The following is a 23,768-nucleotide window of genomic DNA, read 5'->3' as shown; positions in this document are numbered from 1 at the left end:
TGAAAATATAACTGGTAAAATAAGTTTTGCTAGTTATGATTTAAGCAATCAGGAGCTTTTGATGGCCTATCTGCTGCAGCAATTGGCGAACGCGGTACCGCTGGCGGCGCTCTATGCTGCGCTTGCCTTTGGCTACGCCGTCGCCTTCGGGGTCACTAAGCGTGCGGACATCACCTATGGCGCGATCTTCGCGTTCTCGGGCCAGATTCTCCTGCTTTTCACGGATCTTGGCTACAACAGGCTCTGGTTGATCCTGCCGGCTGCGCTGGCGCTGGGGGCTCTGTTCTCGCTCATCTATTCGATGCTGGCCGCGGTCTGGATTGGCCGTTCCATCATGCTGCCGCTGGTTCGCCAGTCGTCGAACACCGTGATCGTCGCGGCGCTCGGCATCACCATCGTGCTGATGGAGACGGCGAGGCTCGCATCCGACACCAAGAGCCTATGGCTTTCGCCGTTCCTGAACAGCGTCGTCGTCTTCTGGAATGACGGGGCGTTTAAGGTGACGCTCACTGAGATCCAGCTGATCAATACCGCATTGATGTGCGCCATGATCGCGCTCGGCGTTGCCGTCATGAGGCTGACCTCCTGGGGCCGCGTCTGGCGGGCCGTGACCGACGATCCCCTGGCCGCAGAATTATGTGGCACCAGCGCCGATCGCGTCTTTCTCGTCGCCTACGCGGCGGCTGCCCTGATCGCCACGGTATGCGGCATTCTTGCGACCTTCTATTACGGCACGATGGATTTCGGTGCTGGCCTGATGTTCGGCCTCAAGGTGCTGATGGTGGCAGCCGTCGGCGGATATTCAGATCCGTTGAAGTCGGCCGGCGGTGCCGCCGGTCTCGGTGTCGCGGAGACGATGTGGAGCGCTTACGGCCCTTATCTCTGGCGTGACCTTGTGGTGTTCTCGCTGCTCGTGCTTCTTCTCGTCCTCAGCCGGAGGGAGCGGGCGATACCCTGACTATTTCCATTTGTCGCGGGCAGCGTCATCTGCATCCTTGGCCGCGACCCATCCGCCCGTCGAACCATCCTTGCCGTGCTCTTTCTTCCAGAAGGGAGCGGCTGTCTTCAGATAGTCCATCACGAAGTTCGCGCCATCGAACGCGGCCTGCCGATGCGGCGCCGCGGCGATGACAAGCACGATATTCTCCCGCGCGGCGATCTTGCCGTAACGGTGGATGGCGGTCAGCCCGAGGAGCCCGAAGCGCTCGATCGCAAGGCTGGCGATCCGGCTCATCTCGGCCTCGGCCATGCCCGGATAGTGTTCGAGTTCGAGTGCTGCAAGCTTGCCGCCCTCGTCACGGCACAGGCCCGAGAATGTGACGATCGCGCCGATGCCGCTGGTTTGCGTACTGAGCCGATCGACTTCCGCCTGAAGGTCGAAGTCCTCGCGTTGGACGCGAATATAAGGCTCGACCTTGCTGCTCACTTCAGCCTCCGGTCATCGGCGGGAAGATGCCGATCTCCCTGGCGTTGCCGATCGGTTCGTCATGCTCGACGTGCTCCTGGTCGACCGCGACGCGGATGACGTCTGGAAACTGAAGCGCGGTCTCATATTCTTCGCCCATCGTCTTCAAATGATTCAGAAGGTCGGCAACGGAAACGACGGAAGAGGGCAAGGTCATTTCTTCTTCGGCCTTGCCGATCCGTTCGCGCACCCAGGCGAAATAGACGAGCTTTGTCATTCTTCATCATCCACGATGTGCTTGAGGCCCGCCCGGAAATAGTCATAGCCGGTATAGATCGTCAGCAGTGCTGCGATCCAGAGAAGGCCGATGCCGGTCTTCGTTGTGTAAGGGAAGATTTCGTCTCCAGCGGGGCCAGCGAGCAGGAACGCGATCGCAACCAGCTGCACCGTGGTCTTCCACTTGGCAATCCGGGTTACGGGCACGCTGACCTTCAGGGCTGCCAGATATTCGCGCAGACCGGAGACCAGGATCTCGCGGCAGAGAATGGTGATTGCAGCCCAGATCGACCAACCGGCAATCGTCTGGTCGGCCGCTACCAGGAGAAGAATGGAGGCGACCAGCAGCTTGTCGGCGATCGGATCGAGCATTCGGCCGATGTTCGACGTCTGGTTCCATATGCGGGCGAGATAGCCGTCGAGAAAGTCGGTGATCGACGCGATGATGAAGATCCACAGCGCCACCCATCGTGCCGTATTGCTGATCGCCAGCTTTCCTTCGAGGAAAAAGCACAGCACGATCAACGGTACTGCCAGAATGCGGCCATAGGTCAGCAGGTTCGGTATATTATATGCGCGCGATGCCATGAAACATGTCTCTGAAGTTATGTGCTCGTAGATGACGGCTTTGAGCGTAAAGCGTCAACATTCTTTATATTTTTTCGCTGCCTTTGCGTGGAATTTGCGACTGACGCCACCTATTTCGCGGCGTCATCATGAAAATGATTATAAACCTGCTTGGCGACGGTCTCCGAAATGCCTTCGACGGTCATCAGATCGGACAAAGCGGCGCGGGAGACCGCTTTCGCGGTTCCGAAGTGCTGCAACAGGGCGCGCTTGCGCGACGGTCCGATCCCGCCGATCTCATCAAGCGGGTTCTTGACCATCTCCTTCTTGCGCCGGGCGCGATGCGAGCCGATGGCGAAGCGGTGCGCTTCGTCGCGCATGCGCTGGATAAAATAGAGTACGGGATCGCGCGGCGGCAGCGTGAAGCTCTCGCGTCCCGGTGGGAAGAAGCGCTCGCGCCCGGCGTCGCGGTCGACGCCCTTGGCAACGCCGATGGCGATCACACTGTCGGTGATCCCCAATTCCTCAAGGATCGCACGCACGGCCGTCATCTGTCCCTGGCCGCCGTCGATCAGGATGACGTCCGGCCAAGCGGGGAAGGGCATGTCGGCGGCATCCGCCGGCGATGCCGGTTGGCTGCGATCGGGAATGCCTTCTTCTTTCAGCAGACGCGAGAAGCGTCGTGTCATCACCTCGCGCATCATGCCGAAGTCGTCGCCCGGCGTGATGTCGGTCGATTTGATGTTGAACTTCCGGTATTGGCTCTTCACGAAGCCTTCCTGTCCCGCGACGACCATGCCGCCGACCGCATTGGTGCCCATGATGTGCGAGTTGTCGTAGATCTCGACGCGCTGTGGCACATAGGGAAGCTTGAAGGTCTCCTTGAACCCCTCGAGCAACCGCGATTGCGACGCGGTTTCAGCGAGTTTGCGGCCATGCGCCTCGCGGGCATTGGCAATCACGTGCTCCACGAGGTCACGTTTCTCTCCGCGCTGCGGAATGAGGATCGATACTTTGTGTCCGGCCTTTTCGCCGAGCGCGGCAGCGAGCAGTTCGAGTTCCTCTACGGTCTCCGACAGCAGGATTTGCTTCGGTACCGGCTTGTCGTCGTAGAACTGCGCGAGGAAGGCGTTCAACACCTCGGCAGCCGAGAGCTGCGGGTCAGCCTTCGGGAAATAGGCGCGGTTGCCCCAGTTCTGCCCAGTGCGGAAGAAGAACACCTGGATACAGGAGATCCCGCCCTCATGATGGATCGCAAAGACATCCGCCTCTTCCACGCCCGCGGGGTTGATGCCCTGGTGACTGGAAACATGCGACAGCGAAGCCAGGCGGTCGCGGTAGACGGCGGCGCGTTCGAAGTCGAGATCCTCGGCAGCGACATTCATCGCCTCGGCCATATGCTCCTTGACCTTCTGGCTCTTGCCGGAGAGGAAATCCTTGGCCTCCTGCACGAGCTCGGCGTAGCCCTCGTCACTGATCTCATGCGTGCATGGCGCCGAACAGCGCTTGATCTGGTAGAGAAGGCAGGGGCGGGTGCGCGTCTCGAAGACGCTGTCGGTACAAGTCCTGATGAGGAAAGCGCGCTGCAGCGAGTTGATCGTCCGACCGACGGCGCCGGCTGACGCGAAGGGACCGAAATAGTCGCCCTTGCGAGCGCGGGCGCCGCGGTGCTTGAAGATGGCCGGGGCGCGGTGGTCCCCCGTGATCAGAATGTAGGGAAACGACTTATCGTCACGTAAGAGCACATTAAAACGAGGCCGCAAGCGCTTGATAAGATTCGCTTCCAGTAGCAGCGCTTCCGTCTCGGTGCGGGTCGTCACGAACTCCATGTTCGCCGTCAGCCGTACCATCTGGGCGATCCGGTTGGAGTGCACGCGCCCGAGCGCGTAGTTGCTGACGCGCTTCTTCAGGCTGCGGGCCTTGCCGACGTAAAGCACGTCGCCGGCCTCGTTGAACATGCGGTAGACGCCAGGGCTGTTGGGCAGTCGCTTGACGAATTCGGCGATCAGGTCGGCGCCGACGAGGCCGGTTTCGTTCACCCCGCCTTCGTTCCAATCGATCGCAGTCGTGGTGGGCGCAGCGGAGACGTCGCTCTCCACTTCGATTTCGTCGTCTGCGTCGTCCGTTTCGTCGTAAAGAACGCCGCCATCCGGCAGCTTTCTTGAATTCATTCCGTAATCTCCGCCACATCTGGCGTCTGCCAGGCAAGATGCTGGCCGCCATCCAGGGCAATCATTTGACCGGTGATCGAGGGCGTTTCGTAGAGGAAGCGAATCGTTTTGCCGAATTCCCCGAGCTGCGGCCCTCGTTTGAGGATAAGCGCTGAAACCTGCGCTTGGAAGTCTTCTTGCGACTGTCGCTCGCTCGGCATCGAGGGGCCGGGTCCGATCGCATTGACACGGATACGCGGCGCGAGCGCCTGCGCCATGGTCTGCGTCGCCGTCCACAGGGCGGACTTAGACAGTGTGTAGGAATAGAAGCTCGGCCGCAGCGCCCAAACGCGCTGGTCGATGATGTTGACGACGAGACCATCCGTCTCGTCGGGCAATTGCGCCGCAAAGCCGGCCGACAGAATCGAGGGGGCGCGAACATGGACCGCGAAGTGCTCGTCCCAGGCGTCGGCATCGATGTGGCGGACGGAGTCCTCGTGGAAAACAGAGGCGTTGTTGACGAGGAGATCGATCGGCCCGATCGCTTCCGATGCCCTTTTTATCAGGTCGCTCGTCTCGCCAACTTCCGTAAGGTCTGCCCTTACGGCAATCGCCCGGGAACCGTTTTGCCGCAATTCCGCCGCGAAATTCTCGGCCTCCTCAATCGAGCGGCTGGCATGGATTGCGACCGCAAAGCCATTCGCAGCCAAATCCACAGCGATTGCCCGGCCTATTCTTTTCGCCGCCCCCGTCACCAGCGCCGTTCGAAGTCTTTTCTTGTTCAAAACAATGCCTTTTCGCCGCGCAACTCTGTTCGCTGCTTATATAGGCGCGGGAGAAGATGAGATAAATAGCCGTTTTCATTGCGATGTTGCCGGAATTACTGTATGTATTATTTAAGAATATAATTCCGCAAAATAAGTATTCATGATTTAACCATTTATTATGGTTAACAAATAGTCTGTTGCGGCAAAGCAACATCGAATTTCAGCCGCCCCCGCGCCACAATCAAATCACAATTTGGCTCTTTCAAATCCTCAATTGGGCATCAATTTCCCTTCCGAACCGCAAGGGACATTTGTAATAACCCGCGAATGCTTCGCTGTAGGACAGTTGACGAAGGGCGCGGGTCTGAAAGGAGACGAGTATGCGTACGTTTATTGCTAGCCTGTTGGTTTCGACCGTTGCCCTTGGTGGGTTTTCCGCCGCTTATGCAGCCGATGCCGTTGATCAGATCCCGGAAGCTCCGGTTGCACAGAATGAGCCGGCTCCCGCTGCCAACTGGCAGGGCTTCTACCTCGGTGGTGCCGGCACCTACAACATGGGCGGCTTTGGCAACAAGTACAACGCGCGTGCGCTCGGCGGCCAAGTCTACACCGGCTACAACTGGCAGGCTGGCCAGATCGTTTACGGTGCCGAAGCCGACATCGGCTATTCCGGTGCTGACGGCGCTGCTGGCGGCGGCGAAGGCAAGAACGAAGTCAACGGCTCGATCCGCGGCCGTATCGGCTACGACCTGAATCCGTTCCTGCTGTACGGCACGGCCGGTCTCGCTGCGACCAAGAACAAGTTCAGCAACGCCGCTGGCTCCGACACCGACACGTCGCTCGGCTACACGGTTGGTGCAGGAGCGGAAACCTTCGTCACCAACAACATCACGGCCCGTGTCGAGTACCGCTACACCAACTACGCTGACAGCGACTTCCACGTAGGCGGCGCGAACATTTCGCGTGGCTACGACGAGCACAGCGTCAAAGTCGGTATCGGCGTCAAGTTCTAAGCCGAACATCGAATGCGGAAAAGCCGGGTTCCCAGCCCGGCTTTTTTGTTTCTGCGATGAACTGCTTGCGGCCTATTTGGGAAAGTCAGTCGAGACGGCAAGCTCACGCCATGCAGCGAGTTCTTTGGCGACATGGGCGTTCTTGGCTTCGATCACCGCCACGGTATCGCTCCCGAAGGGCATGCGCAGCGGAGGATTGTCGGAATGCGCCAGCGTGACCATCGCCTTGGCAAATCGAGCAGGGTCGCCGGGCTGCTGGTGGTTATGGCCGGCTGCGAATTCGCGCATCGCGCCGACCGGCGTCTCCTTGTAGTCGGCAATCGAGCTGGGACTAACGGCCAGTGAGCTCTCGTCGAGGAAGTCGGTGCGGAAGAAACCGGGCTCGACGACCGTCACCTTGATGCCGAGTGGGGCCACTTCAGCAGCGAGAGCCTCGGAGATACCTTCGACCGCGAACTTGGTCGAGCAATAGATACCCCAGCCGGCATGCGACTCGTAGCCGCCGATGGACGAGATATTCAGCACCTGCCCCGAGCGCTGGCGACGCATGTGCGGCAGGACCGCGCGGGTGACCTTTAGCAGGCCGAAGACGTTTGTTGCGTAGAGCTTTTCGATCTCCTCAATGGTTGCTTCTTCCACGGCGCCGAGCAGGCCGAAACCGGCATTGTTGAGCAGGATGTCGATCTTGCCGAAGCGCTTGACGGCTGCTTCAGTTGCCTTGTGCGCCGAGGCTTCGTCCGTCACGTCAAGCGACACGGCGAGCAGATTGGGATGATTGCCGAATTTCTCTTCAAGACCCTTCGGGTTACGCGCCGTAGCGACAACGGCGTCGCCGGCATTGAGAGCTTCCTGGGCGATGAGGCCGCCGAAACCACGCGATGCCCCTGTAATGAACCAAACACGCATGACGATCTCCTTTGTCAGTTGCGCTGCGATTTGCTTACGGAGTGAAGGTAGCGTATTGGCATAACTGAGAGAATTTACGTTGTGTTTCATAGGGTGCTGAGAAAAATTCATCAATGAAACGTGTCCGTTCGACCGATCTTGCGATTTTCCTGGCGATCGCCAACCACCGAAGCTTCAGGAAGGCATCGGTCGAACTGGGTGTCACGGCGTCTGCCCTCAGTCACGCGCTGCGGGCAATCGAGGAACGGTTGGCAGTCCGCCTCGTCAACCGGACGACCCGAGGCGTAGCTCTGACCGAGGCCGGCGAGCGACTGTACGACCGTATCCGACCGGCATTCCTCGACATCGATGCAGCCCTCGACGATCTCAACAGCTTCCGCGGCCAACCGCATGGCAAGCTGCGCATCAATGCCGCGCGGGTCTCCACCAAGCTTGTGCTGTTGCCGATCGTCTCTCGTTTCCTGAAGGCCTATCCATCCGTCGAGGTCGAGATTGTCATCGATGACGGACTGATCGATATGGTGTCATCGGGCTTCGATGCCGGTGTGCGCTTTGGCGAAAGCATCGAGGCCGATATGATTGCGGTGCCGATCGGTCCGCGCCACCGTTTTGCGGTAGTTGCCGCGCCGAGCTACTTCGAGAGCCGGAACCGTCCGTTGACGCCGCACGATCTGCGTGACCACGAATGCGTGCGCTACCGCTTTGCCGGTGGCGCCTTCTATCGATGGGAGTTCGAGCGCGGCGGCATCGAACTGGAGATCGAAGTCAGTGGTCCCCTGACATTGGGCGATCAGGACACTATCCAGGATGCCGTGCTGCGCGGTTGCGGTCTCGGATACCTTTTCGAAGAGCAGGCGCAAGCGGCGATCGCAGAGGGCAGGCTGATACGCGTGCTGGAAGATTGGTGCCCTTTCTATCCGGGCTTCTTCCTCTATTATCCGAGCCGCCGGCAATTGCCGACGGCGCTCCGGGCCTTCATCGATTTCGTCAGGGCCGACAAGGGAACGTCTCAGGTCTGAGGTTTCAGTTCGCCGTAGGCGGCAAACTTCTTTTCGAATTCGCGGCCCCAGCCGATCAGTTCGGCATGATCGGCTTCCCATTGTTCCTTGAAGCGCAGATCGAGATACCCGAGCGTGGCGGCAAGCGCGAAGTGGCCGCCGTGCAGCCGCTTGCCGATCTTTGGCAGGTGCACACTGAGATGGTTCAAGCCGCTGACGGCCTTCTTCCACTGCCGGTCGATCCACGGCTGGTGGACCTTTTCCTCGTCGCGGAAGCGCCGCTCATAAACGATCGCCAGCAGGCAATCGCAGATACCGTCGCATAGTGCCTCGAGGATTTCCGCCTCGGTCCGCTTGCCGTTCTTGGCAGGGTAGAGCTTCTTGCCTTTCAGCCGGTCGAAATAGTGCATGATCGCGACGCTGTCGAAGATTGACAGCCCATCGTCGGTTAGCAGTGTCGGGATTTTGCCGAGCGGATTGTTATCGACAAGGATCGCTGGGCCGGCATTGGTATCCACTCGGATTTCGATGGCGTCGAGCTCCAGATAGCGCGCCGCCATGCGCACCTTGCTGGAATAGGGAGACGTCGGTGCGCAAAGGATCTTCATGGTCATTCTTCCATACTGTCATGTCTTGGCGCGACTATTTCGCGCCAGCTAGAGTCGGTCAATCGTCCTTTGCCGCCTTGGTTTCGCCGCGCAGCCAAAACGCTCGATGCGACGCGTAGCGATCCTGTGCAAGATGGTCCTTGAGCGCGGGTAGAAGCGCATGCAACTCGTCCTTCAGCGTGAAGGGCGGATTGACGATGATCAGGCCGGAGCCGGTCAATCCGTTGATCCCCCGGTCGCTGCGGACGATGAGCTCGGCGCAGAGAATCTTCGGAATGTCGAGGGCCTGCAGCGCCTCGTGGAATTCCTTGATCGGCGCCCCCTTCTTCAGCGGATACCACAGGCAATAGGTGCCGCCGGGGAAGCGGCGATAGGCTTTCGCCAAACCATCCGCAAGGCGTTCGTATTCGCCATCTTCCTCGAACGGCGGATCGACCAGGACGATGCCGCGTTTCTCCTTCGGCGGCAGGTGTGCGCCGAGCGAGAGCCAGCCGTTGAGCTTGGTGATCCGCACCTGATGATCGCCCTCGAAAAGCCGATGCAGCCGGGCAAAGTCCTCCGGATGCAATTCCATCGCGGAGAGCCGGTCCTGCGATCGAAACAGCATGCGGGCGAGCTTTGGAGAGCCGGGATAAAGGCGGATGCCGCCCTCCGCGTTTAGCTCACGCACGGCGGATAGATAGGGCTCCAGCAACTCGGCGACCTGTGGAGCAAGCTCTGTGTCCAGGAGCTTGCCGATGCCCTCGCTCCATTCACCGGTCTTTTGAGCCTCCTCGGAGGAGAGGTCGTAAAGCCCGATGCCGGCATGCGTGTCGAGCACGCGAAAGGCCGCATCCTTCTTCTGCATGTAGCGGATCAGTCGCGCCAGGACGGCGTGCTTGAGCACATCGGCAAAATTGCCCGCGTGGTAGATATGGCGGTAGTTCATTTTCGCTGATGCCCGTGATGAATTCGCCTGATCGACGACATTTGTGGCTTTTGGCCGGTTTCCGGTTCGAATATAGAAAAGCCATGAACATTGCGACCCCCATTCACGCCAAATCCGCCAAGTCGAATGTCAGGCTCGGTCACACCGCCTGTCCGCACGACTGTCCCTCCACTTGCGCGCTGGAGGTGGAGATCGGCGACGATGGCCGCATAGGCCGTGTGCGCGGAGCAAACAATCACAGCTACACCTCGGGAGTGATCTGCGCGAAGGTCGCGCGCTACGCCGAGCGCCTCTATCATCCGGACCGGCTGATGCACCCGCTGCGCCGAACGGGCGCCAAGGGGGCAGGGCAGTGGCAGCAGATTTCCTGGGACGATGCGCTGGATGAAATCGCCGAAGCCTTCGTCAAGGCGGAAGCCAGGGACGGCAGCGAAGCGATCTGGCCCTATTTCTACGCCGGAACGATGGGCTGGGTTCAGCGCGACTCGATCGAGCGCCTGCGCCACGCCAAGCGCTATTCCGGCTTCTTCTCGTCGATCTGCACCAACCCGGCCTGGACCGGTTTCACCATGGCGACGGGAACGCTGCGCGGACCCGACCCGCGTGAGATGGGCGGCACCGATTGCGTCGTGATCTGGGGCACGAATGCGGTGTCCACCCAGGTCAACGTGATGACCCACGCGATCAAGTCCCGCAAGGAGCGCGGCGCCAAGATCGTGGTGGTCGACATCTACGACAATCCGACGATGAAGCAGGCCGACATGGCGCTGATCGTCAAGCCGGGTACGGATGCCGCGCTGGCCTGCGCCGTCATGCACATCGCCTTCCGCGAGGGCTATGCCGATCGCGAGTACATGGCAAAGTATGCCGACGATCCTGCCGGCCTTGAAGCGCATCTGAGGACGAAGACGCCCGAGTGGGCCGCCGCCATCACCGGCCTTTCCGTCGATGAGATCGAAGCCTTCGCGCGCCTCGTCGGCATAACGAAGAAGACCTATTTCCGCCTCGGCTACGGCTTTACCCGCCAGCGCAATGGTGCGGTTGCCATGCATGCGGCGGCCTCGATCGCGACGGTACTCGGCTCCTGGCAATACGAAGGCGGCGGTGCCTTCCATTCAAACAGCGATATCTTCCGCATGAACAATGCGGAACTGACCGGCAAGGCGATGAAGGATGCGGATATCCGCATGATCGACCAGTCGCAGATCGGCCGCGCGTTGACTGGCGATGCCGTGGCGCTCCGCCATCGCGGCCCGGTGACGGCAATGCTGATCCAGAACACCAATCCGGTGAACATCGCCCCCGAACAACGGCTGGTGAAACGCGGCTTCGCTCGCGAGGACCTCTTCGTCGCGGTGCACGAGCAGTTCATGACGGAGACGGCCGAGATGGCCGACATCGTCATTCCAGCAACGATGTTCGTCGAGCATGACGATATCTATCGCGCCGGGGGCCAGAACCACATTTTGCTCGGCCCTAAGCTGGTTGAGCCGCCGGAGACGGTCCGGACGAACCTGTTCGTGATCGAAGAACTGGCAAAGCGTCTCGGTGTCGCCGATCGTCCCGGTTTCGGTTTCACGGCCCGCGAAATGATCGATCGGCTTCTCGAAGCCAGCAACCTGCCGGGATACGACCATTTCCTCGAACACAAATGGTTCGACCGTCAGCCGGATTTCGAGGATGCGCATTTCCTCAAGGGCTTCGCGCATCCTGACGGCAAGTTCCATTTCCGCCCGGACTGGGTCGACGGCCCTGCGCCGAACAAGCCGCCGGCCGCTGTCGGTGCTCTCGGACCATACAAGCAGCTGCCGGCGTTTCCGGATCAGGTCGATGTTATCGAGCTTGCCGATAGCGAGCATCCGTTCCGCTTGGCAACGTCGCCGGCGCGCAACTTCCTGAATTCCAGCTTCTCCGAGACGAAGACCTCGCGCCAGAAGGAAGGGCGGCCGGAACTGATGATGAACCCCGCCGATGCGACGGCAGGCGGCATCGAGCATGGCGACCTCGTGCGGATCGGAAACGACCGTGGCGACCTTCGGATCCATGTGCGCGTCACCGAGGAGGTCAAGCCGGGTGTGTTGATTGCCGAAGGCCTCTGGCCGAACAAGGCGCATATCGACGGTGAAGGGATCAACGTGCTGACCGGCGCCGATCCGGTCGCGCCCTATGGCGGCGCGGCGGTCCACGACAACAAGGTCTGGCTCCGCAGGGATGTTGCATGACGAAATTTGACAAGGCAAAAGCCGAGATCGTTGATGAAAAGACGCTCTCGAACGGCTGGACGCGCCTGAGCGACTTCCAGATCGACTATACGGATTCCGACGGCGAGACGCATCGGCTGCAGCGCGAGGTCTACCATCGCACGCCGGCGGCGACGATCCTGCTATACGATCCGAAGCGAGACACCGTTGTCCTCGTGCGGCAGTTCCGGCTGCCGGTCTTCCTGCATGATGAGCCGGCCTGGGTCATCGAAGCCCCGGCAGGGCTGTTGGATGGTGATGCCCCGGAAGTGGCGATCCGCCGCGAAGCTGAAGAAGAAACCGGCTTTCGCGTCCGCGATGTGCGCTTCCTTTTCAAGGCCTACAGTTCGCCGGGCTCGAGCATGGAACTGCTGCATTTCTTCGCCGCGACGTTCGACACCACCGATCGGGTATCGGATGGCGGCGGCCTTGCTCACGAGCACGAAGATATCGAAGTTCTGGAAGTGCAGCTCGACAAGGCGATGGCGATGATCGAGCGTGGGGAAATTGTTGATCTGAAGACGATTGCGTTGCTGCAATGGGCCACGTTGAACCGCGGGTCGCTGCGATAGCCGCAGGTTCAATCATGCGCGGTTCGTCGTTCACACCGATGTCATGAATCAGCGCTATGCGCTCCGCCTTGTCATAAATACGCGCTTGGAGAAAAACCGATGTGGCTCAGCAATTTTACTCTCGTCCTTCCAGATGAGATCGTGAGCCACGGCTCGGTGCGCGTCGAGGACGGCGTAATCGCTGAAATCAGGCCGGAACCGGTCGCCAACACCGCAATCGATGGTGGTGGGCGCCTGCTGATGCCGGGCTTCGTGGACCTTCACGGCGACATGGTGGAGCGCGAGATCGCGCCGCGTCCGAATGCGCCGATGCCGATCGATTTCAGCATCCATGAACTGGATAAGAAGCTGGCCGCTGCAGGCGTCACGACGGCGTTTGCCGCCGTCTCCTTCGCAACGGAAAGCGTCTACGGCCATGTCCGCTCGCTTGAGACCACCTCGGCCGTCATCGAGGGTATCAACCGACTCCAGGATGATTTGCTTATCGATCACCGCGTCCATGCGCGCTATGAGATCACCAACCTCGGTGCCGCGCCGGCGCTCGAGAAGCTGCTTGAAGCCGGCCACGTCGACATGGTCTCGCTGACCGACCATACACCGGGGCAGGGGCAGTATAACAACATCCAGAGCTACATCCTGAGTATTGCCGAGCGCCGGGCCATTTCCGAGGAGATGGCCGCCGAGATGGTCGCCAAGCGCATCGAGATGCGCAACAATACGGAGATCGAGATCAAGCTGAAACAGGTCGTCGATCTCGCCCTGAAACACAAGCTGTCGCTCGCCTCCCACGATGACGATAGCGCCGAGAAGGTCGCGCAAATGCACGATCTCGGTGTCACGATCAGCGAATTTCCGGTGACGCTTCCGGCGGCGGAAGAAGCGCGGCATCGCGGTCTCTGGACGCTGATGGGGGCTCCGAACGCCCTGCGCGGCCAGTCCATGTCCGGCAATCTCAGTGCGATCGATGCAGCGGCCGCTGGCCTGCTGACCGTCATCGCTGCCGATTATCATCCCGCGGCCTTCGTGCCCGGCATCTTCAAGATTGCCGACCGCACGAGCCTGCCTTACGCCGTTGCCATGGCGACCCGTAATGCGGCGCGTTCGGCAGGTCTTCTGGATCGCGGCGAGATCGCCGTTGGGCAGCAGGCGGATCTCGTGGTTGTTGAAGCCGGCGACGTGCACCGCATCCGCGCGACGTTCCGCAAAGGCCGTTTCGTTTACAGCGACGGCACCCTGCACCAGCCTCGGGCGCTTGCCGCCTGAGGCCAAGAGCATGTCTCCGAAAGTGGGAACCGCTTTCAGGACAAACACATGCGTGAAAGCAAAAAACTAAAGTAGGGCAAGCGAAACCAAAAGATCGCGCCGTGTTTTAGGCCCCTTCGCCGATCAGCGAGATAACGCTGCTACGTTCCGCCGGCGCTGCCGCAGCGCCGGTGCTGACGGCCTTGCCGCCCTCCATCTTCACCTTGCCGTGGGCAAGGAGCCGCAGCGCCTGCGGGTAGAGTTGATGCTCCACGGTGAGCACACGGGCGGCCAAGCTTTCTGCACTGTCGTTGGAGAGGATCGGAACGGCGGCCTGGCCGATAACCGGGCCCTCGTCCATGCCTTCGGTCACGAAGTGCACGGTGCAGCCGGCGATCCGCATGCCGGCGTCGATCGCTCGCTGGTGGGTATGCAGACCCGTGAACAGCGGCAGCAGGGAAGGGTGGATATTTATCATCCGGCCCTCGTAGCGCTGGATGAAGGTGCCGCTCAGAAGCCGCATATATCCCGCAAGGCAGAGGATGTCAGGCGATAGCTCATCGAGCGCGGCAAAGATCGCTCCTTCGTGCGCCTCCTTGCTGGCATAATCCTTGCGAACGAAGGCAAAGGTCGGAATGCCCTCGGCTGCCGCCTTGGCAAGCCCTCCGGCATCGGCCCTGTCGGAGATCACCCCGACGATTTCCGCCGGATAGTCGGCAGCCTTGGCAGCGGTGACCAGCGCCATCATGTTGGAACCGCCGCCGGAGATGAAGACGACGGCGCGTTTGCGTGACGTCGTCATATGGCGAGCGTACCCTTGTAGAGCGTGCCGGCCGCGCCCTCGGCGCGGGCAATCATCCGGCCGAGCGTTACGACCGTCTCGCCTTCAGCTTCAAGAGCGGCAGTGACGGTTGCGACGTTCTCAGCCGAAACGACTGCGATCATGCCGACGCCGCAGTTGAAGGTGCGCAGCATTTCATTGGCTTCAACGCCGCCGGTCTTCGACAGCCAGGAGAAGACGGCCGGAACTTTCACGGCCGTAAGGTCGATCTCGGCTGCAAGGTGCTTCGGCAGGACGCGCGGAATATTCTCCGGGAAGCCGCCGCCGGTGATGTGCGCCAGTGCCTTGATGGCCTTGGTTTCGCGGATCGCCTTCAGCAGCGGCTTTACATAGATGCGGGTCGGCGTCAGCAGCGCTTCGCCGAGGCTCTTGTCTTCCGCGAACGGAGCCGGGGCATCCCAGGCGAGGCCCGAAATCCCGACGATCTTGCGCACCAGCGAAAAGCCGTTGGAGTGAACGCCTGAGGAGGCAAGGCCGAGGATCACATCGCCTTCGGCGATGTCGCCTGACGGCAGCAGCTGGCCACGCTCGGCAGCGCCGACGGCAAAGCCTGCAAGGTCGTAGTCGCCGGAGGAGTACATGCCCGGCATTTCGGCAGTCTCGCCGCCGATCAACGCGCAACCCGCGTCGCGGCAGCCGGCAGCAATGCCCTCGACAATCGCCGCACCCTGGTCGGGATCGAGCTTGCCTGTCGCAAAGTAGTCGAGGAAGAACAGCGGCTCTGCGCCCTGGACCACAAGATCGTTGACGCACATGGCGACAAGATCGATGCCGACGGTATCATGATAATCGGCGTCGATGGCGATCTTCAGCTTGGTGCCGACGCCGTCATTGGCGGCAACGAGAACCGGATCCGTGAAGCCGGCAGCCTTGAGGTCGAACAAACCGCCGAAGCCGCCGATCTCGCCGTCCGCGCCCGGACGGCGCGTCGAGCGCACAGCCGGCTTGATCTTCTCCACCAGAAGGTTTCCGGCATCGATGTCGACGCCTGCGTCGCTATAGGTCAGGCCGTTTTTTCCAGACTGGCTCATACTGCTCTCCGATGGCTGCGCGGGGGCGGGAAATGTCACCGCCTCAATATTTGGGTCGCCATTGCATGACACGGGCCTACATGCAAGGGATTGCATGGAAAATGCCCCAATTTCCCGCTCTTTTGACGCAGGCCCTCTGGATTTTTAGCGCCGGGGTTGACCATTCTCTCGGCCACATCCTATGTGCTCGAAAGGTTGCATCTGTATGATGCGAAAGATCGAGACAGTCGATCAGCGGGGAATGTGATGCCACAGCAGGTTAGCGGGGCAGGTCTGAAGCGCCAGGTGATCTTCTGGCTGATCGTGCTTGCCTTCTTCATCGGCTTCCTTTTCATCTTCAGCTCGATCTTGTTGCCGTTCCTGGCCGGGATGGCACTGGCCTATTTCCTCGATCCGGTCGCGGACCGGTTGGAACGCCTTGGGCTGAGCCGCCTCATGTCGACGATCGTCATACTGATCGCCTTCATCATCATGATCGTGCTGGCCCTGATGATTTTGATACCGGTCTTGGCGAGCCAGTTCAGCGACTTTGCCGGTCGCCTGCCGGGCTACATCGAGCAGTTGCAGTCATTTATCACGAACTCGCAGAACTCCCTCATGCCGGATTGGGTGAGGAACCAGCTCGGGACGATCAAGAACAACTTCTCCGAAATTCTGTCGCAGGGATTTGGATTGCTCACCGGTCTCTTCAGCCAGGTCTGGAGTTCCGGCCTCGCCGTCGTCAACGTGATCTCGCTGATGATCGTTACGCCCGTCGTGGCCTTCTACATGCTGCTTGATTGGGACCGCATGATCGCCAAGGTCGATCAGTACATTCCCCGCGACTACGTGGCGAACGTCCACCAGATCATGCGTGAAATCGATCAGGCGATCGCCGGGTTCATCCGCGGGCAGGGCTCGCTCTGCCTGATCCTGGGCGTCTGGTATGCGGTTGGCCTGTCGTTGGTCGGTTTGAACTTCGGCCTGTTGATCGGCCTGTTTGCGGGCATGATCAGCTTCATTCCCTATGTGGGCTCCTTGGTGGGGCTTGTTCTTGCCGTCGGCGTTGCCATCGTTCAGTTCTGGCCGGACTACATCTGGGTCGGCGCGGTGCTCGCGGTCTTCTTCAGTGGCCAATTCATGGAAGGCAACATCCTGCAGCCGAAACTGGTAGGCCACAGTGTCGGGCTGCATCCGGTGTGGCTGATGTTCGCCCTGTTTGCCTTTGGTGCGCTGTTCGGCTTTGTCGGTCTGCTGGTTGCCGTACCGGCGGCAGCGGCCGTTGGCGTGCTTGTCCGCTTTGCCCTTTCGCGCTACCTTCAGAGCGATCTTTATGCCGGCCACTCGAAAGAGGGCCAGGTCGGCAAGACAAAAGCTGATCCCAATGACTGATGTGAAAAACGCTGGTCCAAGGCGCGCCGCCGTCGAGCAGCTTCCCTTGGCTTTTTCGCACGATGCTGCGACCGGGCGCGATGATCTCTTGATCTCGGAACGGCTTGCCGCTGCGGTCTCCATCGTTGATGCCTGGCCGAATTGGCCTTCTCCCGTGGTGATCCTCGCCGGTCCGGTGGGCTCGGGAAAATCGCATCTCGCGAATATCTGGAAGGACCATAGCGGCGCCGTAGAGATCCATCCGAAGGCCGGCGCCAACGCGGCTATTGATGCGGCGAACGGTCCCGTGCTTTTCGAGGATGTCGATCGGGTAGGGTTCGATGACAACGAACTCTTCCATGTCATCAACAGCGTGCGGGAGAACGGCCACAGCCTTCTGATGACAAGCCGCCTCTGGCCCATGTCGTGGCCGGTGGAGCTGCCGGATTTGCGCTCGCGCCTCAAGGCCGCGACCGTCGTCGAGATTGGCGAGCCGGACGAGGAACTGCTGTCGCAGGTCATGGTAAAGTTGTTTGCAGACCGCCAGCTTTATATTGATGACAAACTGGTCCTCTATATCGTTGTCAGGATGGAACGATCGCTGAATACGGCTCAGACGATCGTCGACAGGCTGGACCGGCTCGCCCTCTCTCGCGGCACAAAGATTACCCGAGCTCTGGCCGCTGAAGTGTTGAATGAATTGGGTAATTCGGAACCGTCGGATTGACTGTCACAGTTCCGTCGTGAAACTGATATAATTCGCTTGGCCGAATGAAACGGGACAATCAGACCATGGACAGCGCAGTCACGGAGCATCACGAACCCACTCCGGAAACCGATGAGACTGCGCCTTCGCTAGAAGAACTGTTGGCCAGCCCCGAGCGCTTCATCAACCGCGAGTTCTCATGGTTGCAGTTCAATCGCCGTGTTCTCGAGGAAACGCTGAACACTGAGCATCCCCTGCTCGAGCGGGTCCGCTTCCTGTCGATCTCGGCCGCAAACCTCGACGAATTCTTCATGGTGCGCGTTGCCGGTCTGGAAGGGCAGGTACGTCAGAATATTATGATGCGCTCGCCGGACGGCAAGACGCCGGCCGAACAGCTCGATGCTATCCTCCAGGAGATCGACAATCTGCAGATGGAGCAGCAGGCATCGCTGGCCGTGCTCCAGCAGTACCTTGCCAAGGAAGACATCCTGATCGTGCGTCCGGGAGCTCTCAGCGAATCCGATCGCGCGTGGCTCGCGACAGAATTCGAGCAGGCGATCTTCCCGGTGTTGACACCGCTGTCCATCGACCCGGCGCATCCGTTCCCCTTCATCCCGAACCTCGGCTTCTCGATCGGCCTGCAGCTTGTCAGCAAGAGCGGCCGCGAACCGATGACAGCGCTGCTGCGCCTGCCTCCGGCTCTCGACCGCTTCGTTCGCCTGCCGGATGATCGCAATACGATCCGCTACATCACGCTTGAGGACGTGACGAACGTCTTCATTCACCGGCTCTATCCCGGCTACGAAGTGCAGGGCTCGGGTACGTTCCGGATCATCCGCGACAGCGATATCGAAGTCGAGGAAGAGGCCGAAGACCTCGTGCGCTTCTTCGAAACCGCGCTGAAGCGCCGCCGCCGTGGATCGGTGATCCGCATCGAGACCGATTCCGAAATGCCGGCGTCGTTGCGCCAGTTCGTCGTGCAGGCGCTGAACGTTCCCGACAATCGCGTCGCGGTTTTGCCGGGCCTCCTTGCGTTGAACACTCTCTCCGAGATCACCAAGGCACCGCGCGACGACCTTCGATTTCCCCCCTACAATGCGCGATTTCCCGAACGCGTCCGCGAGCACGCCGGCGACTGCTTCGCTGCCATCCGCGAAAAGGACATGGTGGTTCACCATCCCTACGAGTCTTTCGACGTGGTGGTCCAGTTCCTGCTCCAGGCTGCGCGCGATCCTGACGTCCTGGCGATAAAGCAGACGCTCTACCGCACGTCGAACGACAGCCCGATTGTGCGTGCGCTGATCGACGCGGCCGAATCCGGGAAGTCTGTCACCGCTCTGGTGGAGCTGAAGGCACGGTTCGACGAAGAGGCAAATATTCGCTGGGCCCGCGATCTGGAGCGCGCCGGCGTACAGGTCGTTTTCGGTTTCATCGAGCTCAAGACCCACGCCAAGATGTCGCTGATCGTCCGGCGGGAAGAGGGCAAGCTGCGCAGCTACTGCCATCTCGGCACCGGTAACTATCATCCGGTCACCGCGAAGATCTATACCGACCTGTCGTTCTTCACGTGCAATCCGGTGGTCGCCCACGACATGGCGAACATCTTCAACTTCATTACCGGCTATGGCGAACCGGAAGAAAGCATGAAGCTTGCGGTCTCGCCTTACACGCTACGCACCCGAATCCTTCGTCACATCGACGAGGAGATCAAACACGCCAAGGGTGGTGCGCCGGCGGCGATCTGGATGAAGATGAATTCGCTTGTCGACCCGGAGATCATCGACGCGCTCTACACGGCAAGCCGCGCCGGCGTTGAGATCGATCTCGTGATCCGCGGCATCTGCTGCCTGCGTCCACAAGTTGCCGGTCTCTCTGAAAATATCCGCGTGAAATCGATCGTAGGCCGTTTCCTGGAGCATAGCCGCATCTTCTGCTTCGGCAATGGTCACGGGCTGCCGTCGGACAAGGCGCTGGTCTATATCGGCTCGGCCGACATGATGCCGCGTAACCTCGATCGCCGGGTCGAAACGCTGGTGCCCTTGAAGAATCCGACGGTTCACGAGCAGGTCCTGTCACAGATTATGCTCGGCAATATCATTGACAACCAGCAAAGCTACGAGATATTGCCCGACGGAACGTCAAGGCGCATGGAAGTGCGCAAGGGCGAAGAGCCGTTCAATGCGCAGCAGTATTTCATGACCAACCCCAGCCTGTCCGGCCGTGGCGAAGCCTTGAAATCCAGTGCACCCAAGCTGATCGCCGGTCTGCTTTCTGGCCGAAACAACAAGTAATATTGGACCTGCATGGTTGAATCAGAAGCCCAGGGGCGCCTTCCCGGTATTGCCCCGGTCTCCGTCGTCGACATCGGGTCGAACTCGATCCGTGTGGTCATCTATGAAGGCATGTCCCGATCGCCGACGATCCTTTTCAACGAAAAGGTGTTGTGCGGCCTCGGACGGGGCATCGCGCTGACCGGAAAGATGGACGAGGCAAGCGTCGAGCGCGCTCTGGCGGCTTTGCACCGGTTCAAGGCTTTGTCCGATCAGGCGCGCGCTGCCACCATGTACGTTCTCGCGACCGCGGCTGCCCGCGAAGCATCGAACGGCCCCGACTTCATCCATCAGGCCGAGACCATTCTTCAGCGCAAGGTCCGTGTTCTATCCGGCGAGGAAGAGGCGAAATTCTCCGCCCTCGGCATTGTCAGCGGCTTCTATGCGCCAGACGGTATTGCCGGTGACCTCGGCGGCGGTTCGTTGGAATTGATTGACATCAAGGGCAAGGAAGTCGGCAAGGGGGTTACCTTGCCGCTCGGTGGGCTTCGTCTGTCCGAATATGCCGGCGGCTCGATGGAGAAGGCCAGGACGTTTGCTCGCAAGCATGTGAAAACAAGTTCCAAGCTGCTGGCGAAGGGGGCTGGGCGCACTTTCTATGCCGTTGGCGGTACCTGGCGAAACATCGCGAAGCTGCACATGGAAATGACGGAATATCCGCTGCACATGATGCAGGGTTATGAGGTTCCGTTCGATGCAATGATGCAATTCCTCGATCAGGTGGAGATTGCCAAGGACTCGAAGGATCCTGCGTGGATGGCCGTTTCGAAGCATCGCCGCGCGCTGCTTCCCTTCGGCGCGGTTGCCATGAAGGAAGTCCTGACCGCGATGAAACCGTCTGTCATCTCGTTCTCGGGGCAGGGCGTGCGCGAAGGCTACCTCTATTCATTGCTCTCCGAGAGCGAGCGCCGCAGCGATCCACTGCTGGCGGCCGCTGGCGAACTCGCCATTCTGCGCGCCCGTTCGCCGGAACACGCCAGGGAGCTGGCGGACTGGACGGGCCGCATGATGCCCTATTTCGGCATCACGGAGACGGAAGAGGAGGCGCGCTATCGCCAGGCTGCGTGTCTGCTTGCCGACATCAGCTGGCGCGCGCATCCCGATTACCGCGGCCTGCAGGCGCTGAACATTATCGCTCACTCATCCTTTGTCGGCATCAGCCATCCTGGCCGCGCCTTCATTGCGCTGACGAACTACTACAGGTTCGAAGGGCCTTATGACGACGGCGCCACGGGGCCTCTTGGTACGATCGCAACGTCGCGATTTATCGAGCGCGCCAAGCTCCTCGGCGGCCTGCTGCGTGTCGTCTATCTCTTTTCGGCATCGATGCCCGGCGTCGTGCGCAATCTCACCTTCCAGAAATCGTCCAAGCCCGATCTCGACCTGGAGTTCGTAGTGCCGGCGGAATATCACGACTTTGCAGGTGAGCGTCTCGATGGCCGGCTGCAGCAGCTTGCCAAGCTGGCGGACAAGCGTCTGGCTTTCCGCTTCGAATAGCACTCGGCGCGGAACTGACGTTCCGCGAAACCCGACCAACGGATGGCCCATCGACGTCCGGTGATCAGAAGGCTGGCGCTGCGGATAGCGGGAGACCGCATGCCCCGATGCCTGGCCCGCAAATATTGCCGATGCATGCAGCGTAGCGCAGTCCGGCGGCTATCGGCTAGGTTGACGTATCTGTTTGACATGCTTCAACTGGCCAATGACACAAACGAAATGCGGGCAGAGACATGATCACAGATATCGAGGACTTCTTCACGAAGGGATGCGGACGCTGCGAGCGCTTTGCGACTCCGGACTGTTCGACGCGGCAATGGATCGACGGCCTGAACGACCTTCGCCGAATTTGCCTCGAGGCCGGGCTCGTCGAGACGGTGAAATGGGCGCATCCCTGCTACATGCACGAAGGCCGTAATATCGTGATCCTCGGTGCCTTTCGTAGCGACTTTCGCGCCACTTTCTTCAACGCAGCGCTCATGAACGATCCCGAAGGCGTTCTCGAGAAGCAGGGGCCGAATACCCGGCATCCCGACATGATCCGCTTTGTGGACAACGCCCAAGTGGCAAAGATGGAACCTGTCATCCTGTCCTACCTTAAGGAGGCGATGGGATATGCAGAGGCAGGCATTAAACCGCCAAAGGAAGAAAGCGAACTCGAATTGCCTGACGAGTTGGTCGAGGCATTGGATTCCGACCCTGAACTTGCAGAAGCCTTTCACGAATTGACGCCCGGGCGACAGAAGAGCTACGTGATCAATCTCAGCGGGGCAAAGACGTCCGTTACGCGCACGTCACGCATTGTGAAGTTTCGCGATCACATTATCGCCGGAAAGGGCGCGACCGAGCGCTGAGCCGAACTTTCGAACGTCCGTAGATCGAGCATTCCGGTCAATGAAGCCCCGCCCTTCCGAGCGGGGCTTCTTGGCGAAGCCCGAGACTTACTTCGCGTTCAGAAGTTCGCCGACTTCAAGCAGGCTGAATTCGTTGTTGTCGGCCTTATCGACGGCGCGGCCGGCCGAGAAGGGCAGGTTGTTGTCGTTGCCGACGATGATGTGCGTGGCATCGACGCGATCGACGTTCTCAATCGTCACGAACGGCATGTCGTAGACGCCATCCTTGCTGCCGGCTTTCTTCTTGTTGTCGGGGTCCTTGATGTTCAGGAGGTCGATGTAGCCGATCTTGCGAACAGCCTTGCCGACGTTGGCGTCGTTGAATTCGATCTTGTAGATGCGCTTGAGTTCGGCTGGGGCTTCAAAGCAATCCGGCTTCGGCTGCTTGGGATCGGCGCAGGCTTTGTCCTTGGTGCCAGCGCCGTTGTCGCGCTCGATCACGAGTGCGGTCGAGCCATCGAGCATGTTGAAGTCGCCGATCGAAACGCCCTTGTCTTCGAAGGGGTAGAACCACGTACGACCGGTCCAGCTTTTGGAAGCAGTGTCAAATTCGATGACGCGGATGGCGGTGTGGCCGTCAACCGATTCCATCTTGCCGTCGTCCTGATAAAGCGCGCCTTCCAGCAGGCCATAGAGCTTGCTGCCGTCCTTGGACATAGCAAGACCTTCAAAGCCGCCCGAGCGCTTCAGGTTGAAGACCGGCGTCTTCGCGGTCGGGTTTGCCTGGATGGAAAGCACCGGATTGTCGGGCGACATGACCGGCTTACCATCGACCGTGGTCGCAATAACGTCGGTCAGGCGGCCTTCGGTGTCGAACTTGAGAAGGTACGGTCCGAATTCTTCGCCGATCCAGAAGCCGTTTGCGACGGGCTGCACGGATTCGATGTCGAAGTCCGCACCCGTCAGATAGCGGTTTTCGGCACCTTCGAGCACGATCGGGAAGGGGGCCTTCTTGTCCGGATCGGAGAGGAAGAGGTTCTTGACGACATCGACCTTGCCGGCCTGCCAGTCGAACTTGACCTGATGCAGGAAGAGCATCGCGTCGCTGGAGTTGGCCTTGGCGCCGAAGCCGTTATCCGAGAGCGTCCAGAACGTGCCGTCCGGCATGCTCTTGATGCCGGAGAAGCCCTGGATCGGCTGCCCATCGAAGGGCAGTTTCAGATCGGTCACGCGTGCGCCGTCCTTGCCGGGAACGCTGTTGAGCGCTTCGGTGCGCTTGCGGTCAGCAGTGGTGAATTTGCCGGAATGCTTGAGGAACTCTGGCGCATCGGCGGGAGCCGCCACGAGCGTGTTGGCGGGCAGAATGGCCTGGCTTGCAAGCTTTGCCGGAAATTCCTGCTGGTCAGCGGCGGCTGAACCGGCGATCAAAAAAAGAAATGAAACAGAAGCAAGAAGAGTATTTTTCATCGAAACCCCCAATGATTGGAATGCGGGTCTCGAATACCAAG

22 protein-coding genes are annotated in these 23,768 nt (G+C 60.1%); 11 read left to right on the top strand and 11 right to left on the bottom strand.

Features of this window, described 5'->3' with window-relative positions; all coding sequences use genetic code 11:
* The first annotated feature begins 61 nt into the window (after positions 1 to 61).
* Positions 62 to 958, top strand: coding sequence for a branched-chain amino acid ABC transporter permease (locus AS026_RS02915; RefSeq protein ID WP_018116860.1), 897 nt, complete (start codon positions 62 to 64; stop codon positions 956 to 958).
* Here AS026_RS02915 and AS026_RS02910 read toward each other — a convergent pair whose 3' ends face one another.
* From AS026_RS02910 to AS026_RS02890, 5 genes are all read right to left on the bottom strand, one after another.
* The gene (locus tag AS026_RS02910; protein WP_025659807.1) at positions 959 to 1,426 is read right to left on the bottom strand and encodes a molybdenum cofactor biosynthesis protein MoaE; all 468 of its coding nucleotides are present in this window, start codon (positions 1,424 to 1,426) and stop codon (positions 959 to 961) included. It lies immediately after the preceding gene.
* 1 nt (position 1,427) lies between these two features.
* Positions 1,428 to 1,682, bottom strand: a complete 255-nt coding sequence (moaD, locus tag AS026_RS02905; RefSeq protein WP_018116862.1) for a molybdopterin converting factor subunit 1 — start codon at positions 1,680 to 1,682, stop codon at positions 1,428 to 1,430.
* Entirely contained in the window at positions 1,679 to 2,269 is a 591-nt protein-coding gene (gene pgsA / locus AS026_RS02900; protein WP_018116863.1) for a CDP-diacylglycerol--glycerol-3-phosphate 3-phosphatidyltransferase, read from the bottom strand. The genes moaD and pgsA overlap by 4 nt, the downstream gene beginning before the upstream one ends.
* Before the next feature lie 110 nt (positions 2,270 to 2,379).
* The gene (gene uvrC, locus AS026_RS02895; protein ID WP_062368608.1) at positions 2,380 to 4,419 is read right to left on the bottom strand and encodes an excinuclease ABC subunit UvrC; all 2,040 of its coding nucleotides are present in this window, start codon (positions 4,417 to 4,419) and stop codon (positions 2,380 to 2,382) included.
* Positions 4,416 to 5,183: an SDR family oxidoreductase gene (locus AS026_RS02890; RefSeq protein WP_025659805.1), complete on the bottom strand. Its 768-nt coding sequence runs from the start codon at positions 5,181 to 5,183 to the stop codon at positions 4,416 to 4,418. The genes uvrC and AS026_RS02890 overlap by 4 nt, the downstream gene beginning before the upstream one ends.
* A gap of 362 nt (positions 5,184 to 5,545) precedes the next feature.
* Between AS026_RS02890 and AS026_RS02885 the strand changes: the two genes are divergently transcribed.
* Positions 5,546 to 6,178 carry an outer membrane protein gene (locus AS026_RS02885; RefSeq protein ID WP_018116866.1) on the top strand — a complete coding sequence of 211 codons (633 nt, stop codon included), beginning with the start codon at positions 5,546 to 5,548 and terminating at the stop codon, positions 6,176 to 6,178.
* A 72-nt stretch (positions 6,179 to 6,250) separates the two neighbouring features.
* Here the strand turns inward: AS026_RS02885 and AS026_RS02880 are convergent, their stop codons facing one another.
* On the bottom strand, positions 6,251 to 7,084 hold the full coding sequence (locus AS026_RS02880) for an oxidoreductase (protein WP_062368607.1): 834 nt from the start codon (positions 7,082 to 7,084) through the stop codon (positions 6,251 to 6,253).
* Between the two features lie 113 nt (positions 7,085 to 7,197).
* On the opposite strand from AS026_RS02880, the gene AS026_RS02875 reads away from it, so the two are divergent.
* The gene (locus AS026_RS02875; RefSeq protein WP_062368606.1) at positions 7,198 to 8,103 is read left to right on the top strand and encodes a LysR family transcriptional regulator; all 906 of its coding nucleotides are present in this window, start codon (positions 7,198 to 7,200) and stop codon (positions 8,101 to 8,103) included.
* Here the strand turns inward: AS026_RS02875 and AS026_RS02870 are convergent.
* Together AS026_RS02870 and AS026_RS02865 are read right to left on the bottom strand one after the other, a co-directional pair.
* Positions 8,094 to 8,690: a glutathione S-transferase gene (locus AS026_RS02870; RefSeq protein WP_018116869.1), complete on the bottom strand. Its 597-nt coding sequence runs from the start codon at positions 8,688 to 8,690 to the stop codon at positions 8,094 to 8,096. The genes AS026_RS02875 and AS026_RS02870 overlap by 10 nt on opposite strands.
* A gap of 58 nt (positions 8,691 to 8,748) precedes the next feature.
* Positions 8,749 to 9,618: a 23S rRNA (adenine(2030)-N(6))-methyltransferase RlmJ gene (locus AS026_RS02865; protein ID WP_062368605.1), complete on the bottom strand. Its 870-nt coding sequence runs from the start codon at positions 9,616 to 9,618 to the stop codon at positions 8,749 to 8,751.
* 83 nt (positions 9,619 to 9,701) lie between these two features.
* Here AS026_RS02865 and AS026_RS02860 point away from each other — a divergent pair, with 83 nt between their 5' ends.
* The 3 genes from AS026_RS02860 to AS026_RS02850 all read left to right on the top strand — a co-directional run bounded on the left by AS026_RS02860 (position 9,702) and on the right by AS026_RS02850 (position 13,693).
* On the top strand, positions 9,702 to 11,840 hold the full coding sequence (locus tag AS026_RS02860) for a molybdopterin-containing oxidoreductase family protein (protein WP_062368604.1): 2,139 nt from the start codon (positions 9,702 to 9,704) through the stop codon (positions 11,838 to 11,840).
* Positions 11,837 to 12,430, top strand: coding sequence for an NUDIX domain-containing protein (locus AS026_RS02855; RefSeq protein ID WP_062368603.1), 594 nt, complete (start codon positions 11,837 to 11,839; stop codon positions 12,428 to 12,430). Before AS026_RS02860 ends, AS026_RS02855 begins: the two co-directional genes overlap by 4 nt.
* 99 nt (positions 12,431 to 12,529) lie before the next feature.
* Positions 12,530 to 13,693, top strand: coding sequence for an alpha-D-ribose 1-methylphosphonate 5-triphosphate diphosphatase (locus AS026_RS02850; protein WP_062368602.1), 1,164 nt, complete (start codon positions 12,530 to 12,532; stop codon positions 13,691 to 13,693).
* 106 nt (positions 13,694 to 13,799) lie between these two features.
* On the opposite strand, the gene purN is transcribed toward AS026_RS02850, so the two are convergent.
* Both purN and purM read right to left on the bottom strand, forming a co-directional pair.
* Entirely contained in the window at positions 13,800 to 14,474 is a 675-nt protein-coding gene (gene purN, locus AS026_RS02845) for a phosphoribosylglycinamide formyltransferase (RefSeq protein WP_018116874.1), read from the bottom strand.
* Positions 14,471 to 15,544 (bottom strand): phosphoribosylformylglycinamidine cyclo-ligase, encoded by a 1,074-nt coding sequence (gene purM, locus AS026_RS02840; RefSeq protein WP_018116875.1) that lies wholly within the window; start codon positions 15,542 to 15,544, stop codon positions 14,471 to 14,473. Before purM ends, purN begins: the two co-directional genes overlap by 4 nt.
* 246 nt (positions 15,545 to 15,790) lie before the next feature.
* Between purM and AS026_RS02835 the strand changes: the two genes are divergently transcribed.
* From AS026_RS02835 to AS026_RS02815, 5 genes are all read left to right on the top strand, one after another.
* Complete coding sequence (locus AS026_RS02835; RefSeq protein ID WP_018116876.1) at positions 15,791 to 16,915, top strand: AI-2E family transporter; 1,125 nt, start codon at positions 15,791 to 15,793, stop codon at positions 16,913 to 16,915.
* The gene (gene hdaA / locus AS026_RS02830; protein WP_018116877.1) at positions 16,908 to 17,621 is read left to right on the top strand and encodes a DnaA regulatory inactivator HdaA; all 714 of its coding nucleotides are present in this window, start codon (positions 16,908 to 16,910) and stop codon (positions 17,619 to 17,621) included. The genes AS026_RS02835 and hdaA overlap by 8 nt, the downstream gene beginning before the upstream one ends.
* A gap of 65 nt (positions 17,622 to 17,686) precedes the next feature.
* Entirely contained in the window at positions 17,687 to 19,891 is a 2,205-nt protein-coding gene (locus tag AS026_RS02825; RefSeq protein WP_025661241.1) for an RNA degradosome polyphosphate kinase, read from the top strand.
* A gap of 12 nt (positions 19,892 to 19,903) precedes the next feature.
* Complete coding sequence (gene ppx, locus AS026_RS02820) at positions 19,904 to 21,427, top strand: exopolyphosphatase (RefSeq protein WP_062368601.1); 1,524 nt, start codon at positions 19,904 to 19,906, stop codon at positions 21,425 to 21,427.
* Between the two features lie 233 nt (positions 21,428 to 21,660).
* A complete protein-coding gene (locus AS026_RS02815; protein ID WP_062368600.1) occupies positions 21,661 to 22,281 on the top strand; it encodes a YdeI/OmpD-associated family protein in 621 nt (206 codons plus the stop codon).
* A gap of 87 nt (positions 22,282 to 22,368) precedes the next feature.
* Here the strand turns inward: AS026_RS02815 and AS026_RS02810 are convergent, their stop codons facing one another.
* Positions 22,369 to 23,727 carry an esterase-like activity of phytase family protein gene (locus tag AS026_RS02810; RefSeq protein WP_062368599.1) on the bottom strand — a complete coding sequence of 453 codons (1,359 nt, stop codon included), beginning with the start codon at positions 23,725 to 23,727 and terminating at the stop codon, positions 22,369 to 22,371.
* Positions 23,728 to 23,768 lie beyond the last annotated feature (41 nt).

Source organism: Rhizobium altiplani (assembly GCF_001542405.1).
Lineage (GTDB): Bacteria > Pseudomonadota > Alphaproteobacteria > Rhizobiales > Rhizobiaceae > Rhizobium > Rhizobium altiplani.
The sequence above is the reverse complement of the archived record's forward strand: the minus strand, read 5'-3'. Positions and strand labels throughout refer to the sequence as shown.

Excerpts from the sequence above, each read along its gene's own strand:
- AS026_RS02915 (WP_018116860.1), top strand. The coding sequence starts at position 62 with ATGGCCTATCTGCTGCAGCAATTGGCGAACGCGGTACCGCTGGCGGCG.
- moaD (WP_018116862.1), bottom strand. The coding sequence starts at position 1,682 with ATGACAAAGCTCGTCTATTTCGCCTGGGTGCGCGAACGGATCGGCAAG.
- pgsA (WP_018116863.1), bottom strand. The coding sequence starts at position 2,269 with ATGGCATCGCGCGCATATAATATACCGAACCTGCTGACCTATGGCCGC.
- uvrC (WP_062368608.1), bottom strand. The coding sequence starts at position 4,419 with ATGAATTCAAGAAAGCTGCCGGATGGCGGCGTTCTTTACGACGAAACG.
- AS026_RS02885 (WP_018116866.1), top strand. The coding sequence starts at position 5,546 with ATGCGTACGTTTATTGCTAGCCTGTTGGTTTCGACCGTTGCCCTTGGT.
- AS026_RS02880 (WP_062368607.1), bottom strand. The coding sequence starts at position 7,084 with ATGCGTGTTTGGTTCATTACAGGGGCATCGCGTGGTTTCGGCGGCCTC.
- AS026_RS02875 (WP_062368606.1), top strand. The coding sequence starts at position 7,198 with ATGAAACGTGTCCGTTCGACCGATCTTGCGATTTTCCTGGCGATCGCC.
- AS026_RS02870 (WP_018116869.1), bottom strand. The coding sequence starts at position 8,690 with ATGAAGATCCTTTGCGCACCGACGTCTCCCTATTCCAGCAAGGTGCGC.
- AS026_RS02865 (WP_062368605.1), bottom strand. The coding sequence starts at position 9,618 with ATGAACTACCGCCATATCTACCACGCGGGCAATTTTGCCGATGTGCTC.
- AS026_RS02860 (WP_062368604.1), top strand. The coding sequence starts at position 9,702 with ATGAACATTGCGACCCCCATTCACGCCAAATCCGCCAAGTCGAATGTC.
- AS026_RS02855 (WP_062368603.1), top strand. The coding sequence starts at position 11,837 with ATGACGAAATTTGACAAGGCAAAAGCCGAGATCGTTGATGAAAAGACG.
- AS026_RS02850 (WP_062368602.1), top strand. The coding sequence starts at position 12,530 with ATGTGGCTCAGCAATTTTACTCTCGTCCTTCCAGATGAGATCGTGAGC.
- purN (WP_018116874.1), bottom strand. The coding sequence starts at position 14,474 with ATGACGACGTCACGCAAACGCGCCGTCGTCTTCATCTCCGGCGGCGGT.
- purM (WP_018116875.1), bottom strand. The coding sequence starts at position 15,544 with ATGAGCCAGTCTGGAAAAAACGGCCTGACCTATAGCGACGCAGGCGTC.
- AS026_RS02835 (WP_018116876.1), top strand. The coding sequence starts at position 15,791 with ATGCCACAGCAGGTTAGCGGGGCAGGTCTGAAGCGCCAGGTGATCTTC.
- hdaA (WP_018116877.1), top strand. The coding sequence starts at position 16,908 with ATGACTGATGTGAAAAACGCTGGTCCAAGGCGCGCCGCCGTCGAGCAG.
- AS026_RS02825 (WP_025661241.1), top strand. The coding sequence starts at position 17,687 with ATGGACAGCGCAGTCACGGAGCATCACGAACCCACTCCGGAAACCGAT.
- ppx (WP_062368601.1), top strand. The coding sequence starts at position 19,904 with ATGGTTGAATCAGAAGCCCAGGGGCGCCTTCCCGGTATTGCCCCGGTC.
- AS026_RS02815 (WP_062368600.1), top strand. The coding sequence starts at position 21,661 with ATGATCACAGATATCGAGGACTTCTTCACGAAGGGATGCGGACGCTGC.
- AS026_RS02810 (WP_062368599.1), bottom strand. The coding sequence starts at position 23,727 with ATGAAAAATACTCTTCTTGCTTCTGTTTCATTTCTTTTTTTGATCGCC.